This is a genomic window from Novosphingobium sp. PC22D, assembly GCF_002556635.1.
Lineage (GTDB): Bacteria > Pseudomonadota > Alphaproteobacteria > Sphingomonadales > Sphingomonadaceae > Novosphingobium.
The window spans coordinates 27,415-44,607 of the sequence record NZ_MWMO01000021.1; the positions used below are offsets into that span (position 1 = coordinate 27,415).

The 17,193-nt window shown below is 67.5% G+C and carries 13 protein-coding genes; 2 read left to right on the forward strand and 11 right to left on the reverse strand.

What is annotated here, in order from left to right; genetic code table 11:
• Together B2G71_RS21210 and zapE are read left to right on the forward strand one after the other, a co-directional pair.
• Nucleotides 1-459: a PaaI family thioesterase gene (locus tag B2G71_RS21210; protein WP_098108664.1), complete on the forward strand. Its 459-nt coding sequence runs from the start codon at nt 1-3 to the stop codon at nt 457-459.
• Nucleotides 456-1,568 carry a cell division protein ZapE gene (gene zapE, locus B2G71_RS21215; protein ID WP_098108665.1) on the forward strand — a complete coding sequence of 371 codons (1,113 nt, stop codon included), beginning with the start codon at nt 456-458 and terminating at the stop codon, nt 1,566-1,568. Before B2G71_RS21210 ends, zapE begins: the two co-directional genes overlap by 4 nt.
• A 199-nt stretch (nt 1,569-1,767) precedes the next feature.
• Here zapE and B2G71_RS21220 read toward each other — a convergent pair whose 3' ends face one another.
• The 11 genes from B2G71_RS21220 to B2G71_RS21270 form a co-directional block, all read right to left on the reverse strand.
• Nucleotides 1,768-4,056 carry an EAL domain-containing protein gene (locus B2G71_RS21220; RefSeq protein ID WP_098108666.1) on the reverse strand — a complete coding sequence of 763 codons (2,289 nt, stop codon included), beginning with the start codon at nt 4,054-4,056 and terminating at the stop codon, nt 1,768-1,770.
• 104 nt (nt 4,057-4,160) lie between these two features.
• Entirely contained in the window at nt 4,161-6,059 is a 1,899-nt protein-coding gene (locus B2G71_RS21225; RefSeq protein WP_098108667.1) for an XrtA/PEP-CTERM system amidotransferase, read from the reverse strand.
• Nucleotides 6,060-6,071: 12 nt separating this feature from the next.
• A complete protein-coding gene (gene xrtA / locus B2G71_RS21230; RefSeq protein WP_098108668.1) occupies nt 6,072-7,631 on the reverse strand; it encodes an exosortase A in 1,560 nt (519 codons plus the stop codon).
• Entirely contained in the window at nt 7,621-8,853 is a 1,233-nt protein-coding gene (locus B2G71_RS21235) for a TIGR03087 family PEP-CTERM/XrtA system glycosyltransferase (protein WP_098108669.1), read from the reverse strand. The genes xrtA and B2G71_RS21235 overlap by 11 nt, the downstream gene beginning before the upstream one ends.
• Complete coding sequence (locus B2G71_RS21240; protein ID WP_098108670.1) at nt 8,850-9,938, reverse strand: FemAB family XrtA/PEP-CTERM system-associated protein; 1,089 nt, start codon at nt 9,936-9,938, stop codon at nt 8,850-8,852. Before B2G71_RS21240 ends, B2G71_RS21235 begins: the two co-directional genes overlap by 4 nt.
• The gene (locus B2G71_RS21245) at nt 9,935-10,807 is read right to left on the reverse strand and encodes an XrtA system polysaccharide deacetylase (protein WP_098108671.1); all 873 of its coding nucleotides are present in this window, start codon (nt 10,805-10,807) and stop codon (nt 9,935-9,937) included. Before B2G71_RS21245 ends, B2G71_RS21240 begins: the two co-directional genes overlap by 4 nt.
• 41 nt (nt 10,808-10,848) lie before the next feature.
• A complete protein-coding gene (locus B2G71_RS21250; RefSeq protein ID WP_098108672.1) occupies nt 10,849-12,078 on the reverse strand; it encodes an XrtA/PEP-CTERM system-associated ATPase in 1,230 nt (409 codons plus the stop codon).
• An 18-nt stretch (nt 12,079-12,096) separates the two neighbouring features.
• Nucleotides 12,097-13,821, reverse strand: a complete 1,725-nt coding sequence (locus B2G71_RS21255; RefSeq protein ID WP_168176438.1) for a preprotein translocase subunit YajC — start codon at nt 13,819-13,821, stop codon at nt 12,097-12,099.
• Entirely contained in the window at nt 13,818-14,936 is a 1,119-nt protein-coding gene (locus B2G71_RS21260; protein WP_098108673.1) for a capsular biosynthesis protein, read from the reverse strand. Before B2G71_RS21260 ends, B2G71_RS21255 begins: the two co-directional genes overlap by 4 nt.
• 10 nt (nt 14,937-14,946) lie before the next feature.
• Nucleotides 14,947-16,467, reverse strand: a complete 1,521-nt coding sequence (locus B2G71_RS21265) for an XrtA system polysaccharide chain length determinant (protein WP_098108674.1) — start codon at nt 16,465-16,467, stop codon at nt 14,947-14,949.
• A gap of 16 nt (nt 16,468-16,483) precedes the next feature.
• The gene (locus B2G71_RS21270; protein ID WP_098108675.1) at nt 16,484-17,128 is read right to left on the reverse strand and encodes an XrtA/PEP-CTERM system exopolysaccharide export protein; all 645 of its coding nucleotides are present in this window, start codon (nt 17,126-17,128) and stop codon (nt 16,484-16,486) included.
• Nucleotides 17,129-17,193 lie beyond the last annotated feature (65 nt).

Sequence of the window (17,193 nt, forward strand, 5' to 3'; positions counted from 1 at the left end):
GTGATTGCCACCGCCGAGTTCGTGCACCGGCCGGCCCCGGACAATCCCGGCTGGACCGTCTGGGACATCGACGATCCCGAGCGCTTCAACCCGGCGGTTATCGGCCGATTGATCGTGCGTGCCCAAGGTGAACGCAGCGCGCGGATGCGGATGCTCGAGCCGGGCCACAGGCACGCCAACCTGCACGGCCGCCTCCACGGCGGCGTGACCCTCGCCCTTGCCGACATCGCGATGTTCGCCAGCGCTTACGTCGTTTGTGGCGGCCACACCGCCGCATCGGTCACGATAGACCTGAACTGCCAGTTTCTGGGCTCGGGCAGCCTCGAACGGCCGGTCGATGTCGTGACCGAGATCCTGCGTGAGACCAGGCGGCTGATCTTCGCGCGCGGCATGGTCGAGCAGGACGGTGATCCGATCGCCGCGTTTTCCGGAACCCTGCGCAAGCCGAGCGTGCGGTGACCGGCATCCTCGTACGCTACGAGGCGCTGGTCGCGACGGGAGAGCTGCGCGCCGATCCCGAACAGGCGGCGGCGGCGGAGCGGCTCGAGGATCTCCAGCGTCAGCTCGCCCGCCAATCCTCGAGCGGCCTGATCGGCAAGCTGCTCGGCAAGAAGGCGGAAAGCCCCCGCGGCCTTTACATGTGGGGCGGCGTCGGACGCGGCAAGTCGATGCTGATGGACTTGTTCCACGCCACGCTTGCGATCAGCGAGAAACGCCGGGTGCACTTCCACGCCTTCATGCTCGAAGTTCACGAGCGGCTTCGCGACGAGCGCAAGAAGGAACAGGGCGATCCGATCCTCCCGGTCGCCGCGCAGATCGCGCGCAACCTGCGCTGCCTCGCCTTCGACGAGATGGTCGTCAACAATTCGGCCGACGCGATGATCATGAGCAGGCTGTTCACCAGCCTGATCCGCGATCACGGGCTGACCATCGTCACGACTTCGAACCGCGCGCCCTCGGAACTTTACAAGGACGGGCTCAACCGCGAGCACTTCCTGCCGTTCATCGCGCTGATCGAACACGACCTCGACGTGATGACGCTCAACGGGCCGACCGACTATCGCCTGCAGAGGCTGGGGGGAATGGCGACGTGGCACACGCCGTTGGGCGAGGACGCGACCGAGCAGACCCGCGAGGCGTTCTTCCGGCTGACCGACTATCCGCCCGAAGACAGTGACCACGTCCCGTCCGGCGAGCTCGACGTGGGCGGAGGGCGCAAGCTGCACGTTCCCAAGTCGCTCAAAGGCGTCGCGGTGTTCAGCTTCAAGCGGCTCTGCGGCGAAGCCCGCGGCGCGTCGGACTATCTCGCGATAGCGCGCGCCTACCATACCGTGATCATCGTCGGCATTCCGCGGATGGGCCCCGACAAGCGCAACGAGGCCGCGCGCTTCGTGACGCTGGTCGACGCGCTTTACGAGAACAAGGTCAAGCTGATCGCCGCCGCCGATGCCGCGCCGGAAGATCTTTACGAATCGGGAACCGGCCGATTCGAATTCGAGCGCACGGTGAGTCGCCTTAACGAAATGCAGAGCGCGGACTACCTTGCGCTCGGCCACGGCGAGGCCTGATCCGAGGCATGAAAAAAGCCTATCCGAGACGGATAGGCTTTGTTTTTCAGCACCTTATGGCGCGACACCTGTAGCGACCCGGGCTTGCCGGAGAGCGCTCAGTTAAAGAACAGATTCATCAGCCAAGCAAGCATGACTTTAACTCCTCATTCACCAGAGGAGTTAAGCTTTAGCGTCCTTCGTGACCGTTAACAAGTCTTTAACCAGATTTGGGCACCAAATCTCCATTTCTCGTGCGCGCCCGTGCGAGCAGATCGACGAACTCGGAAAACTTCATGGGCATCGCGAGATGGTAGCCCTGGGCATAGTCACAGCCCATTTTCCGCAGGATTTCGAGCGTCGCACTGTCCTCGACTCCCTCGGCGACCGCATGCTGACCGAGGGCATGCGAGAGGTGCACCACGCTCTCGACGATCGCGCGCTGTCGCTCGTTGTGAACGATTCCGTTAATGAATCGCCGATCGATCTTCACTTCATCACTGGGAATCTCGGAAAGGTATGACAGGCTCGCCTGGCCCGTACCGAAGTCATCGATCGATAGCTTGAAACCCAGCTCGCGCAGTTCGGACAGGTTCTCCTTCGCCTTTTCGCGATTGGTCATGCTGAAGGTCTCGGTGACCTCGATCGTGATCATGTGCGGATCGCAATGGTGCCGCTCGGCGATCGCCGCGATCCGGCGTACCAGCGCCGGGTGATCGACCATCCGCGCGGACAGGTTCACGCTGATCTGAATCCGCATGATCCGGTTGAGCGCGCCGGACATCTCCATCGCGCGCTCGAACGTCCAGTATGTCAGGTCCTCGATCCGGCCGCTGCGCTCGGCCTGGAGAATGAACTCGTCAGGCGGAATGAAGCCGCGCTCGGGATCGTTCCACCGGATCAGCGCCTCGGCACCGAAGATCGAATGGCTGGCGAGCTCGTATTGCGGTTGCAGAGCCAGCCAGATCGCGCCGGTGCGCAAGCCCTCGTCGATGCGGGCGTGCATCGAGAGTTCCCAGCCCGACATCTCGAGCCGCTGGCGACCGAACTCCTCGTAAAGCTTGGATTTCCCCTGCGCTTCCGACGCACTGGCCAGCGCCGCCTGGATGCGGCTGATCGGGCTGCTCTGCCAGTTGCGGTCGAGGCCGAAGTGGATGTTGGTGTCGAGAACGTGCTGCTCGATCTGCAGCGGCGAGGAGAACAGGGCCTTCAGGCCTTCGAGGTGATCGACCAGTTCCTCGAGCGTGCGCGAGGTTTCCAGCCAGACGAAGTGACCGTTGTCGTTGTCGTAGATGACCGAATCGTTCGAGCCGAGCGAGAGCCTGCGCGCGATCTGCCTGGCGCACTCGCCATGCAGTTCGCGCGGGAGTGTCGCCAGCATCTGCTCGTACTGGCTGATGGAGGCCGCGACGACGTCGTGGCTCTGCAACTGCGGCTCGGAGGCCAGCGCATCGATGCTGGGAAGCCCAGATGCCGCGTTGGTGAGCTTGATCCTTTCGCGCCATTTCTCGGCGAACCGCAGCGGCAAATAGGTGATCGCCGCCAGCAGCGCGAAGTCGGGATTTATGAGGACTCCGAGCGAGCGGAACTTTGCGGGCAGGACCAGGAGAATGAGCATCAGGACGCCGTAGTGCAGGAGCTTCCAGCGGCCGTTGACGTATCGCTGGCCGATTACGAACATGACCATGAAGATCAGCAGCAGCGGAATGCCGCCAAGCCGTAACGTGGAGCCCTCCTTGCGGCCCTCGGTCGCGGCGATATCGAGGATTGCCCCCGGCTGTCTCTTGTGACCAAAATAGCCCATAGCGCTCGCGGCGCTTGGGCTGGTCACGGTGATGAAGATGATGCGTCCTGAAAGATCGCCGGGTGGCACGCCGCTGGCAAGAATTTCGCGACCGCTGAGCCTGGGTATGTCGTCGGGGTTCATTGCGAAGTTTGGGACGATCGCGCGGTCGATCTGCCGCGATGCGCCGCGCGCGGCCACGGTTTCGATCGGCCGGCCGTTCCGCGCGAATACGTAGGCGGGCGCGCTCTCGACGTAGCTGATGAAGTTAACGTTCCACGTCGAGGCCAGCGCGGGCGTGCCCGGCGCAAACTTGAAGTCCGACTTCGCTGGAAGTGACACGAAGCCGTACTTCTCGAATTCAGCGCGGTAGACGATCGCACTGATGCCCTTCGAGCGGGCCAAAGCCGCCTCCAGAGCGGCATCTCCCGCCTCGTCGCGTCCGATCACTTGCGGGAAATCGATGTAGATGGCCTTGGGGCGCGCCTTGGCGACGAGATCGAGCAAACGAGCCTGCTTGGCCGTGGAGACCCCCACCGAATCCGGCGCCATCGGTTCGCCGTCGTCCAGCGACACCAGGACATACTCGCTGCTCGCGGGCTCCGAGTGGATCTTGTACCAGACGTTCCAGTACATCTGCTCGAGCATCTGCGAGAATTCGCCGATGACCGACAGGGCCACCATGGCGAGAGCCAATACCAGCGGTGATTTGGCGTATTTAAACATTGGCGGCGTGCATCGAACCCCGTTTGGCGCTCGTGCTTAACAGGCAGATGGTAAAGGATGGATGAAGCCGGACCCTGCGCCGGTTCGGAATCGCCCGGAAATCCTTAGCCGGAAATGCCTAATGAGTGCAGCGACCGATCGAGCATCAGCAATTGCCACAGCAGGCGTCCGTGGTCCGCGCGGCCGGATATATGGGCCTGGGCCAGCGCGCCGATCCGCTTCATGTCGAACCATCCGGAGCGCGCGAGGAACCCGCTCGTGGCGATCGCCTGCGCCGTATCCGCGAGTGGTCCGCGAAACCACTGTGCGATCGGCGTGACGAACCCCTGTTTCGGGCGATAGAGGATGTCGTCGGGCAGATAGCGGCCCATCGCGCGCTTCATCAGCCACTTGCCCTGCCCGCGCCGTATCCGCAGCCCTTCCGGCAAGGTCGCGGCGAATTCGATCAGCCGATGGTCGAGCAGCGGTTCGCGCGCCTCGAGGCTCACCGCCATGCTGGTGCGATCCACCTTCGTCAGGATATCGCCCGGTAGCCAGACCTTGAGATCGGCGTATTGCGCCCGGTCGAGGTCGGATCGCGCGGGCGCGCCACGCATCAGCGCGCACATCCTATCTTCGGCGCGGTAGGCGCCGCGCAGTCTTTCGAACTGTTCGGAATAGATCTGCGTACGCAATTCGGAGGGCGTGACGCCGACGGCGCGCGCGTATCCGGAAGGACCGTCCTCCGCGAGCGCGAGAAAGGTCGACTTCGCGCGCAGGGCCCGCGGCGCCCAGTCCGCCTTGGGATAGACCGCGCCAAGCGCGCCGAAGACGCCGCGCCGCATGCCGGCGGGAAGCAGCGCGCGAACCCGGTCCTCCGCGCGCTGGAACACGTGGCGGCGATACCCGGCGAAAGCCTCATCGGCACCGTCACCCGAAAGCGCGACCGTGACCGTCTCGCGCGCGAGTTCGCAGACCCGCAGGGTCGGCAGCGCCGAGGCGTCGGCGAACGGCTCGTCGAACATGGCGGCAAGCCGCTCGCTCAACGCGAAATCGTCGGGCGAGACGAGCCGCTCGCGATGGTCGGTGCCGAAACGCTGCGCGATCGCGCGGGCATGGCTGGTCTCGTCGACGGCGGCCACATCGAAGCCGATCGAGCAGGTCTTGACCGGGTTCGCGCTGGCCTCGGCCATCAGTGCGACCACGCTGGAACTGTCGACCCCGCCCGAAAGGAAGGCCCCGAGCGGCACGTCGGCGACCATGCGCGAAGTCACCGCGTCGCGCAGCAAGTGCACCAGTTCGGCCTCGAGATCGGCCACCGAGCCGCGCCGCCGCTCGGCGAAGGAGATGTCCCACCACTGGCTCTCAGCGGGCAATCCTCCGCCCTGGCGCAGGAGCAGGAAGTGGCCTGCGCCCAGCTTGCGCACGCCCTTCACGATCGCGGCATGGTCGGGAACGTAGCCCCAGGCGAGATAGTCCTCGATCGCGAGCGGATCGATCTCGCGGCGCAGCGAGGGATGCGCCAGCAGCGCCTTGAGCTCCGAGGCGAAAATCACGCTGCCATCGGCGAGCGGCGCGTAGAACAGCGGCTTCACGCCGAGGCGGTCGCGCGCGAGGAACAGCGTGCGCGCTTCCAGATCGTAGATCGCGAAAGCGAACATGCCGTGGAGGCGCGAGAGGCAATCGGCGCCCCAGCGCTGCCAGGCGGCGATGATCACCTCGCTGTCGCCGTCGGTGCGGAATGTCGCGCCTTCGGCGGCGAGCTCGCGGCGCAGTTCGCGGTAGTTGTAGATCTCGCCGTTGAAGACGAGCATCACCCGGCCGTCGCTCGAGGGCATCGGCTGGGGTGAACCGGCGACGTCGATGATCGACAGCCGGCGGTGGCCGAGCCCCACGCCGGGCGCGGTCCAGACGCCATGGCCGTCGGGCCCGCGATGCGCGATCGCGTCGCACATCCTCTCGACCCGGGCCGGATCGACCGGCTTGGCCGTCTCACAGTGAAATATCCCGGCGATCCCGCACATGCGCCGTGCGACCTACTCGATGCCGGACACGCGGTCCATCCATGGCCCGAGCGGTCCCGTCGCCGCGCGGAAGGCGGCGATCGATTCGGCCGGCGCAACCGCGCCGCCAGCCTCGCTCGACAGGATCAGCATCGCCGTCGGCGCCTCGTCGAGCAGCAGCCGCGCGCGCATCGCATCGAGCTTGAGCCGCGCATTGCTGCCGGTGACGAGGTCGCCCGAGCGGTACCAGGTCACTGCGAGCCGGCCGACCCCGCGCGCGATCAGGCGCTCGGACCGGCCGCCCTCGATCGCGGCGGCGGGGGACTGCCACGACCAATCGGTATCGGGCGTCAGCGCGCCCTCGCCGAAGCCGCCGGCTTCCTTGCCTTCCGCCTGCGAACCATAGAGCGCGAAGAAGATGTCTACGGTGCGTCCCTTGCCGTCGGCATAGCGGCCCAGCAAGCGGTGGTCGGCTCCGCCCGCGCGTGGTTCCCACCATACGGTGGGCGTATAATCGACGCGGTGCCAGCCGGGCACTTCGGGCAAGTCGATATGCCCGGGCAGCGGCGCTTCCAGGGCATTGGCGCGAAACGCCCAGAGCTGGAACACCGCGAGGATCGCCGCGAAGGCGGCGAGCGCGGTCGCGGGGCGCATTGTGCCCGCGTCGATCCAGCCCGGCAGCCGCATCGCGCGGATCGCGGCGGCATCGATCGGCGGAACGTCACCTGGCCGGTCGAAAAAGCGCCAGGCCCCGGCGATGACGAGCGCAAGCACGAGCGCGAAGAAGATCCAGCCGTAGACGAGATGGTCGATCCCCGCCGCGCGCTCGACCCCGACATATTGCGCCGCGTAGATCGTGCCCCAGGCACGCACGCCGTTAGCGAGGATCGGCACGATGATGCAGGCCGCGACCATGGCGAACCGGCGTGGCCAGCTCACGAAGCAGACATTGCCGGCGAGCACGCCGAAAGCGACCATGGCGATCAGGAATTTCACACCCGAACAAGCTTCGGCGACTTCGAACAGGCCTGCCTGCGTGTCGATGAAGACGCCGTCGATATGCGCCGCAATGCCGGAGAGGTTGACGAGGAAGATCGTGATCTCGGCGGTCACCAGTTGCAGCGCGGGAACGAAGATGTCGCCGAACGGAACGAGGAAGACCATGTAGGCGAGCGGAAACAGCAGCCCCAGGCTCGCGCGCGGGCCCAGCAGCAAGGGTACCGAGGCCATCAGCAGCCCCACCGCCCCCGCCTGCCGCGCCAGATCGAGCCCCGAGAACGCGCCGAGCAGCCAGAGGAAGCCGGCGGCGAAGATCGCCAGCAGCGGCGGCCACCACGTTCGCGGTGCTATCTTCACCAGCTCTTCGTACCGCTGCCAGACGAGCCAGACGAGGATCGCGGGGACGAGGAGCACGTGGTTGTAGGTGGAGGAATCCCACCACTGCAAGGCCATCGCCCGCCAGTCCGTCCAGAAGACGACGATCAAAACGGCCCAGACCGCCGCGAGACGCGCGATCGCGCCGCGCCATGCAGGCGTCAGGCCACTCCAGGCGGCACGCGCGGCGCTTGGCCGCAAGGCGAAATCAGGCCGCATTGCGCGCCGCGCCCTCCGCCAGGCCAAGCATCGCGGGCAAGTCGCGTAGCTGCGCGTCCCAGTTCGCGGCAGTGAGGATGTAGCGTCGCGCGGCCCGGCCGATGTCCTGCGCGCGTTCGGGGCTCGACAAGAGCGCGCAAACGGCATCGGCTAGCGCCGCGTCGTCGCGCCCAACCCGGAAGTCCCGCCCGTCGGCCGCCGCGATGCCGGTCGCGGCTTCGCCGCTGAGCACGACGGCGCGTTCCATCGCCATCGCCTCGAGCACCTTGTTCTGCACGCCGCGCCCGATCGAGAGCGGCACCAGCGCGAGATCGGCGGTCTTTATCCACGTGCGAATGTCGGCGACGCGGCCCCAGACATAGGCCCCGCCCTGCCCGTGCCGCGCGCGCAACGACGCCGGCGGATTGCGCCCGACGACGTGGAAGGTCGCATCGGCGAAGCGTTCGCGGACGCGCGGCAGGATCGCACCGATCGCGCGTTCGGCAGCGGCGATGTTGGGAGCGTAGTCCATCTGTCCGGTGAAGATCAGCCGCGGTCCCGCCGTTTCGAGCATTGCCGGCTCGGCCGAAACCGCCGCGGGATCGAAAAACGCGGTGTCGATACCGTTGCCCATCGCCCGAACGTCCGCGCTCACGCCAAGGGGCAGGCGCGCGCGGAACAGTTCCGCCTCGGCCTCGCTGACGAGCAGGCTGACCTTGCTGCGCACGGCGAGCCGCGCTTCCTCCGCCGCGAGCAGGCGCCCTTCGCGCGCATCGATCCACGCGCGCGGACCGGAGCCCTCGGCGGCATAGGCCTCGAACTTGGCGGAATCGACGTCGACGAAGTCCGTGACGACGCGGCCGCTGTAACCAGCGGGGACATACTGTCCCATCTGTCCCGAAAAGACGTAGATCGTCGCGATCGGACGCGTCGCGATCAGCCGCGCGACGTAGTGCGCCAGCCGGGCGCTGCGGAACGCGGTCAGGCTCACCGGCTTGCGAGCGACGATCGCCTCGGCCCCCGCAAGCGCGAGCGGTTTGGTGCGCTCGACGAGGCAATGGCTCGCCGCGAGTTCGGCCAGCGCTGGCTCTTCCGCGAGGTCGTGCTCGTCATCGGCGAAAGTCGCGACGTGGACGGGCGCATGCGGGGCAATGTGCTTCAGGATATGATGCGAGCGGATCTTGTCGCCGCGATCGGGCGGAAACGGTATCCGGTGCGAGAGGAACAGGACTTCGCCCGTCATCCCAGGCCCCGCGAAATCCATGGGCCGAGGCGATTGGCCAGCCCCAGCGGCAGGCGCTGCCAGACCGCGATCTGGAGCGCGTGCTTGGCGCTGGTCGGATCGGCGTCGCGCGGCTTGGCGCCGGGCGCGGTCCAGCTCGCGTAGGCGAGCGGTTCGGGCTCGAAGCCCCAGTTGCGCTTGAAGTGGTAGGCGCCGCTCCCGGTCTTGGACCGGCCGAAATCGAAGTGCGTGCAGCCGCGCGCGCGGGCATGGCGCATCAGTTCGAAATACATCCGGTCGTTGGCGCGCAGCCGCCGCGCGTCCCATACGCCGCCGCCCCAATAGGGCATCACCGCGCCGCGATGGTAGAGCGAGAGCACGCTTGCAACCGGGCGGCCCTGGTCGCGCACGGTGAGGACGTCGGCGTCTTCGCCGAACCGGTCGAGCACCGCGTCGAACAGCGCGCGCGGGAAGACCGGGGTGCCGAGGTTGCGCACGCTCTCGGCATAGACGGCGTGGTGCGCCTCGCGGTCGGCCGGCCCCGAGCCGACGTCGATGGTGAAATCATTGGCAAGCCCCTTGCGGACTTCGGCGCGCTGCTTGCGCGGGATCGCCTTCAACTGCGCATCGTCGTCGGCGGCGAGAGCGATCACGAAGCCGCAGTGCGAATCCGTGCGCCGCGTCCAGCCGTCCCGCTGATCAGGCACCGTCCCGCCGCGCAGCTCGACGCTCGGGCAAGAGCGGCGCGAGGCCAGTTCCTCGAGCGCCGCGAACATCGCTTCCGGATCGGCGCCCTGCCCTTCGAGAAGCCCGCCGCCGACACCGAACCCGCTCGAAGCGAGCACCGCGCCGAAGATCGGCGAGCGGATCTCGTGGAGCGGCAGATAGGCGGCAATGTCACCGCCCCGCTCGCCGATGAGCGCCAGCGCGGAATTGCCGGTGCCATGCGCCACAGCCTCAAGCCAGGCCGGTCGGTGAAACGGCGTGCCCCCGGGGTGACCGGCGACAAAGCGCTCGATCGCGGCCCGCTCGTCGGGATCGCGCAGATCGGCAAGCCGGACCATCGTGCGCGCGCCGGCACCAAGCGGGGAGAACGGCGCGTTCATGCCGCCAGCGCGACCGCGCGCTCCGCCTCGCGCGCGGCGATCGCGTCCATGCGGCTCCAGCGAAACTCGGCGAGGAGCTGGCGCAGCTTGGGCGCCATCTGCTCAAGGTTGGTGTAGTGCCGGATGCGCGATCTGATCGGAGCGCCGGCCATGCGCGGCTGGTCCGGGTCGATCTCCCATGGGTGGAAATAGAAGATCGCGGGCCGGCCTTCCCGGCGGTTCACCTGCCGGATCGCCCAGCGCGAAAAGCCGTAGGGCAGCACGCGGAAGAATCCGCCGCCGCCCGCCGCAAGCCGCCGCCCCGCGAATGTCGCCGTCGTCACCGGGATCTCGACGAGATCAGACGAGGGCAGCGGCCGGAAGGCGAAGCGCGGCGCCTCGCGCCAGCCGTAGTGGTCGTGCGCGATCGGCGCGACGCTCGAGCTGTAGGCGAAGCCATGTTCGGCAAGTATCTCGTAGGCCCACGGCGTGCGCTGGTCGATCGAGAAGCTCGGCGCGCGGTAGCCGGCGACGCGCACGCCCGCCGCGTCCTCGATTGCCTTGCGGCTGATCTCGATGTCGCGCGCGAAGGCCTCGCGCCCGAGGCGGAACACCCGATCATGCTCGAGCCCGTGGCTCGCGATCTCGTGGCCCTGCTCGACGATACGGCGCATCAGCGCGGGATGGCGCTGCGCCACCCAGCCGAGTGTGAAGAACGTCGCCTTGACCTCGGCCTCGTCGAACATCGCGAGGATCAGGTCGCAGTTGCGCTCTACCCGGTCGACGAGCGAACCCCAGTCCGCCTTGTCGATCACGGTTTCGAACGCGCCGACCTGGAACCAGTCCTCCACGTCGACCGAAAGACCGTTGGCCGGTCCGCTGGCAGTCATGCGCGTACCTCCTTCGCTGGCGCGAAACCCCGCGAGATGGTTCAGGCCGCCTCGCGCTGGCCCTCGCCGCTCTCGATCCATTCGATGAGCATCGTCAGCGTATGGCGAAGCGTGCGGTCCTGTTCGGAAAGCCGCGCTTCGAGCCGCTCAACCTCGGCGGTGAGCCGCGCGATCTCGGCGGCATCTTCTGCGGAGCGATCGGCGGCCGATGCGGCGGCCGCGCCCTCCTCGACCGAATTGGCAAGCTCGATCACCGCGTTCTGCAACTCGTGGATCTGCGCATCTCGCTCGGCGAGCGACGCTTCGAGCCGCGCGATCGCCGCGCTGTCTGCGGGCGGAACGACCACGGTCTGACGCGGCGCTTCGGCCCTGCCTTCTTCCGCCTGCGCGGCGGGTGCGGGCTCCTCAGGCTCTTTCCCCGCCGCCGGCGAAGGCGTCGGGCTGACCAGCGAAAGCGTGCCGTCGGCGGTCAGCTCTTCGAGCACCTGATGGAGCATGGTGCCGTCGATGCGCGTGCGCTGCTCGACCGCGCCGAGCAGCAGCAGGCGATTGACGATCTGGTTGATCCGGCGCGGAATGCCGCCGGTCGCCTCGTGGATCTCGGCAAAGACGCGCTGGTCGAAGGTCGGATTGCCGTTCCAGCCGACGCACTTCATGCGGTGCTCGATGTAGGGCTGCACCTCCTTGGCGTCCATCGCGTCGAGATGGTGCGCCGCGATCACGCGCTGGCGGAGCTGGTCGAGCTCGGGATGCTCGAGCAGCGTCGTGCGGAACTCGGGCTGGCCGAGCAGCAGCGTCTGCAGCAGGGGATAGGAGCCGAGCTGGAAGTTCGAGAGCATACGCAGCTCCTCGAGCGCGCTGATCTCGAGGTTCTGCGATTCGTCGACGATCAGCAGGCAGCGCCGGCCCGCACGCGCTTCCTCATGAAAGAAGTTCTCGATCATGCCGAGCGCGCTGGCCTTGTCGTGCCCCTCGATCACCAGGCCGAACGCCTGCGCGACGACATGGACGATCTCCTCGCCGTCGAGCTTGCTGGTCACGACCTGCGCGGCGGTGAGCCGAGCCGGGTCGATCGTCGCCATCAGATGGGCGACCAGCGTCGACTTACCCGATCCGACCTCGCCGGTGATGACCACGAAGCCCTCACCCTGCGCAAGACCATAGCCGAGGTAGGACAGCGCCTTGCGGTGCGTCTTGCTCTCGAAATAGAACGCGGGGTCCGGGGTGAGTTGGAAGGGCCGTCCCTCAAGTCCGTAAAAGTCGTCGAACATGGTCTGGTATTCCCTGTCCTAGAAGCTGTAGCGCACGCCCAGCAGGGCGGACGCGTTCCAAATGTCGTCGATCGCATCGTCGCGCTTGGTCCCATCGATGCCAACCGCGGCCGAAGCCGAAAGGTGGGGTGTCAGCGAACGATTGTAGGCCGCCGTCGCGCCGATGCCGGTCACGTCGCCGGTGAGCGCATCGCTGCTGTCGATCCAGCTAGCATAGACGTTGCCCGAGATCGCCGAGCGCATGTCGAGTTCCTTGCTCACGAAAGCCGACATCCAGTAGGCCTCGTCGATCACGCCGTTCGCCGCCGCCAGCACGGTTCCGGGGGCGGCGATGAACTTGCGGCGATCGTAGCCCGCGCCGATTCCCGCGCTGACGCGGCCGAATGCGACGGTATAGCTGCCGCTCACGCCGCGCGCGCGGAAGGTCGATGAGCGCACGCTGCCGAGCGCGCTGTTGAGGCAGTTGCTGCCCTCGAGCGAATCGACGCAGCCGCGCAAGTCGCCCGAAAGCGGATCGCGCACCACTTCGAAGTCCGTCGGGAGCGAATTGAGCGAGCGGGTAAGCTGGCCGCCGAAACCGGCGACGTTATCGTAGACGGCCACACTCAGCAGGCTGCGCCTGTCGGGCGCGTAGGAAAACGTGCCGGTCACGCTGGTCGAGCCGTAGCGGCGGCCAAGATGCGCGGTGAGCGAGGTGCGGCTGCTCGGGCGCCACATCACGCCGACGTCCCAGATCAGCCCGTCGACGTCGTAGGCGATCTGCCGCGGCGCGCTCTTGTCGGTGACGTAGCGACCGTTCGAGCCGACCACCGGCAGACCGTCGGCGTCGCGCAGCGCATCGCGCGAGGAAATCTCGACGTCCTCGTAGCCGACCGCGCCCGTGGCCTGCAGCGTGCGGCCGACCGGAACGGTGACGATGCCGCGCACCTGTATGTCACGCACGCGCTGGTCGAGGTTCGAGATGTCTTCCTGATAGTAGCTCGCGCCACCGCCGAGGCCCACGGGCAGCACCGTGCCCGGCGCGACGCCCGCCTCGACATCGGCGACATGCGAGACGCTCTCGTCGAAGACGTCGGCGGCCGCCCCGCCGGGCGTGGCGACGAAGGCGTCGGATTGTTCGACGCGCGTGTAGCCGATGCGATAGTTCGCCGCGATCGTGGCGTCACCCGCGCGCGTCGCGAACGAGGGCCCTGCGTAGACCGAATATATCTGCGTCGCGGTATCGTCGAATTGCGAACCGCCGGGCACCGAGGTGCCGCCGTTGTCGATCTCGCTGCGCGTCGCGAGACCCCCCGCCTGGACCGTCAGCCCCGGAGCCACGGTCGCATAGCCGTTGACGAGGCCGCTGATCGAATCGCCGTCCTGCGTATCCTTGCCCCAGCCGAACTGGCGCGTGTAGCGAACCGACATGGCAACGCCGGTGTTGCGCCCCGAGATGACCCCGTCGACGCCCGCGGAGAGCTGCGAATAGGTCACCACGTCGTCGCCCGGCGAAAGCCGCGCCGTAACGACTTGCGCCGCCTCGATATAGGGCGTGACTTCGAAAGTCTTGCCCTGCCCCCTCGGGCGCGAGGCGCGCGGGGATTCCCCGTCGGGTTCGCTCATTGCCGAGCCGCCGTCGCTGACATCGCCGTAGCCGATCGACTGCGCCGCCGCCGGCGCGGCCGACGCGCCGAGGACGAGGATCGCCAGCGCGGCGGGGACGGGCGAGAACCGCCCGGATCGGATCGTGCCGCTGATCATGCCTTGTATCCGTAGTATGAGCCGAAGCGGCGTCCGCTCGGGGAGAACTGTGCCGCGTTCAGCAGGAGCTGGATGTTCGGGCAGGCGTCGAGCAGCGAGATCGCGTCGTCGAGCGCGCCCTGCCCCGTCCGGTCCGCGCGCACGACGATGACCGCCTGGCCGACGTGGCGCGCGAGTTCGGCGGCAGGCGAAGCGGCGAGAACCGGGGGCGAATCGAAGATGACGATGCGGTGCGGCGCGCCCTGCGTCAGCCGGTCGAGCACGCGCGCGGTCCGGGTCGAGCGCAGGTATTCGCTGTCCGAACTGGTCGTGTCGCCGGCGGGCAGGACCCACAGGCCGGGAATGTCGGTGCCGATGACGAATTCGGCCGGATCGGCGCTCTCGTCGATCAGCGCGTCCATCAGGCCGGGGCCGCCGGGGAGGCCCAGCGTGCTGAGGATCGACGGCTTGGCGGTGTCGGCATCGACCAGCAGCACCTCGCTTTCGCGCTCGGCCGCGATCGAGAGCGCGAGATTGACCGAGCAGAAGGTCTTGCCCTCGCCCGGATGGGGCGAACAGATCAGGATTCGCTGCGCCGCCGCGCCCGCCTGCTGGCGCCGCAGGTCGGCCGCCTGGACGAGAAGCTGGCGCTTCACGATGCGGAATTCCTCGAGCAGCGCGGTAACCGAGCCTTCGGGCACGATCAGCCCCTGCTCGCGCAGATGCGCGCGATCGACCGGATGGTGCGGGCCGGAAAAGCGGACCGGCTCCACCTTGTCGAGCCCGACCACGACCGACGGCTTGGCGCGCGGCGGCTGCGCGTCCGCCGGAGCCTCCGCGCCGGAATCGGCCCTCGGCGTCATGCCGTATCCGCCGTCCGCGTCATCCTTCGCCGCGTCAGCCTCGGCCGGGAGGTCAGCCTGCGGGGCGGGCTTCGCCGGAGAGGATGCCTCGCGCAGCTTGCGGCGCGTGGGCGGAATGCGATCCTTGGGGATCGGCGGCGCGGTGAAGCTCTTGATGTCGAAGTGCTTTACGGCGCGCTCGAACAGCGTACCCGATCCCTCGGCCTTGCCGGGTTCGGTGTCGCTCTTCTCCGGTTCCTGATCGGGGAGCGGGATCTTGCTGTGATTGGTCATCCGCCCCTCCTCAGGCCACCATGCCGCGCTGAACGAATTCGACGGCGAGCAGCACGACGAACAGGCATCCGAGCGCGGCGCTCGCGCCGTAGAAATACTTCAGCCGGCGCCGTCGCAGCGCCCGCGCGGCGTCGGTCATCGTCTGCGAGATCGCACCGAGCACCGGCAGGCCGGTCGCGCGCTCGAGCCCGGCGGTCGTCGCGAAGGTCGAGCGCACCTTGCCCAGCGCGAAAGCCGCGCCCGCGCCGGCGCCGATTCCGGCAACGAGCACGCCGAACAGCAACAGCGGGCGATTGGGGGCGACGGGCGTGCGCGGCGTCGTCGGCGGATCGACCACCTCGAACTTCACCGCCTCGCGCTCGGTCTTGATCTCGCCGCGCAATTTGAGCTCCTCGCGATCCTGCAGGAGCTTGTCGTACTGTCGGCGCAGCACGTCGTAGTCGCGATTGATCCGCTGGTACTCGGCGGACGCCTCGGGATTGTCGATCGCCATCGCCGAAAGGTTCGCCACCTCCGACTGGAGCGAGGCCTTGCGCGAGGTGAGCGCCTGGACGTTGGCCTGGCGCTCGGCACGGATCGACTGGAGCGAGGTGTAGGCCGGGTTGGGCACCCCGCCGCCCGATTGCTGCTCGCGCTCGGCCGCGGCACGAAGGCCCTGAATCTGGTTCTTGGTGCTGATCACGTCGGGGTGATTGTCGGTCAGGCCGCGCGCGCGCATTCCGGCGAGGTCGGCCTGTGCCTTGGCCAGCGAGGCGCTGGCGCTGCCGGTGGTCCCGCCCGGAAGCGACTGCGGCGTGCCCGCAAGCTGGCCATCGATCGCCGCGAGCGCGCTCTGCGCGGCGGCAAGATCGGCTTCGACACCACGCAGCTCGGAGCGCGACCCTTCCAGCCGCTGGGCATTGGCCGCCGCTCCCTGCGCCAGCTCGGGATGCTGCGCCTCGAAGGCGAGGCGGCGCTGCTCCGCCTGCTCGAGCTGCGTCTCGCGCTGCTTGAGCTGCTGGTTCACGAACTCGATGGTCTCGCTCATCTCGCCGCGGTTTCCGGCGAGGTTTTCCTCGCGGAAGATGTCGATCAGCTTCTGGGCGATCTGCTGTGCGATCTTCGCGTTCTCCGCGTCGGAGAACGACGGATCGCTCGAAACCGCGGTGATCTCGAACAGGTTGTCCTGCTGGCTGACGATCTTGATGTTCTCGGCGAGCGCCAGAACCTTGCTTTCGAGCTGCTTGGGGTTCTCCACCGTGTCGCCGATCGGCGTCGAGCGGACGATCTTCTCGAGGTTAACCGCGCTCGTCAGCGTCTGGCGGATGCGTTCGATGTCGCGCTTGCGGTCGGCGACGCCGATGCCGACCTGTTCGGCCAGCGCATCGTCGAGCTGAACGAAGAGCCGCGCGCGCGATTCGTAGCTGTTGGGGATCAGCGCAACGACCAGCCAGCCGAGCAGGCAAACCGCCCAGGCTACCGCAAGCGCCAGCCAGCGCCGGTGCCAGACGCTGTGGATGGCCGAAAGCAGTTCTTCGTAGAGCATGTTCATGTGAGCGGCGGCGTCCTTAGAACATGCTTTCGGGGATGATGATCACGTCGCCCGGAGTGAGCATCACGTTCGCGGAGCTGTCTCCCTTCTTGAGCAAGTCGCCGAGCCGGAGCGCGAATTCGCGCTGCTTGCCGCTTTCCTTGTCGAAACGGATCAGCCGCGCCTTGTTGCCCGCCGCGAATTCGGACAGGCCGCCCACCGCGATCATCGCGTCGAGCACGGTCATGTTCGCGCGGTAAGGGATCGAGGCGGGCTTCTCGGTCGCGCCGACGACGCGGATCTGCTGGCTGAAGGTGCCCGCGAACTTGTTGACGATCACCGAGACCAGCGGCTCCTCGATATATTGCGAGAGCTGCAGGCGGATGTCCTCGGCAAGCATCGAGGGCGTCTTGCCGACCGCCGGCATGTCGGTGATCAGCGGCGTGGTGATGCGCCCGTCCGGGCGGACCTGCACTTTCGCGCCGAGTTCGGGATTGCGCCAGACGAAGATCGTAAGCTCATCGAGCGGGCCGATCACGTATTCCTCGCCGGGGCCCTCCTGCATCGCGACGAACGCGGCGGGTGGAAGCTCGGGGCCATTCGCCCCGCCCGCGCAGCCGGTCAGCGCGAGGCTGGCCAGCGCGGTTCCGCCCAGAAAGCGGAGGAAACGGGACTTGGGCATCGGCACATCCTTTTCCGCGCCTGGCGCCGCAATCCGGGTCGCGATAGCCGAACTGCTGCGAACGC

Bases quoted from the DNA above. Each gene is read 5' to 3' on its own strand.
- B2G71_RS21245 (WP_098108671.1), bottom strand. From the start codon at position 10,807: ATGACTGCCAGCGGACCGGCCAACGGTCTTTCGGTCGACGTGGAGGAC.
- B2G71_RS21270 (WP_098108675.1), bottom strand. From the start codon at position 17,128: ATGCCCAAGTCCCGTTTCCTCCGCTTTCTGGGCGGAACCGCGCTGGCC.
- B2G71_RS21240 (WP_098108670.1), bottom strand. From the start codon at position 9,938: ATGAACGCGCCGTTCTCCCCGCTTGGTGCCGGCGCGCGCACGATGGTC.
- B2G71_RS21255 (WP_168176438.1), bottom strand. From the start codon at position 13,821: ATGATCAGCGGCACGATCCGATCCGGGCGGTTCTCGCCCGTCCCCGCC.
- B2G71_RS21225 (WP_098108667.1), bottom strand. From the start codon at position 6,059: ATGTGCGGGATCGCCGGGATATTTCACTGTGAGACGGCCAAGCCGGTC.
- B2G71_RS21265 (WP_098108674.1), bottom strand. From the start codon at position 16,467: ATGAACATGCTCTACGAAGAACTGCTTTCGGCCATCCACAGCGTCTGG.
- xrtA (WP_098108668.1), bottom strand. From the start codon at position 7,631: ATGCGGCCTGATTTCGCCTTGCGGCCAAGCGCCGCGCGTGCCGCCTGG.
- B2G71_RS21220 (WP_098108666.1), bottom strand. From the start codon at position 4,056: ATGTTTAAATACGCCAAATCACCGCTGGTATTGGCTCTCGCCATGGTG.
- B2G71_RS21250 (WP_098108672.1), bottom strand. From the start codon at position 12,078: ATGTTCGACGACTTTTACGGACTTGAGGGACGGCCCTTCCAACTCACC.
- B2G71_RS21235 (WP_098108669.1), bottom strand. From the start codon at position 8,853: ATGACGGGCGAAGTCCTGTTCCTCTCGCACCGGATACCGTTTCCGCCC.
- B2G71_RS21260 (WP_098108673.1), bottom strand. From the start codon at position 14,936: ATGACCAATCACAGCAAGATCCCGCTCCCCGATCAGGAACCGGAGAAG.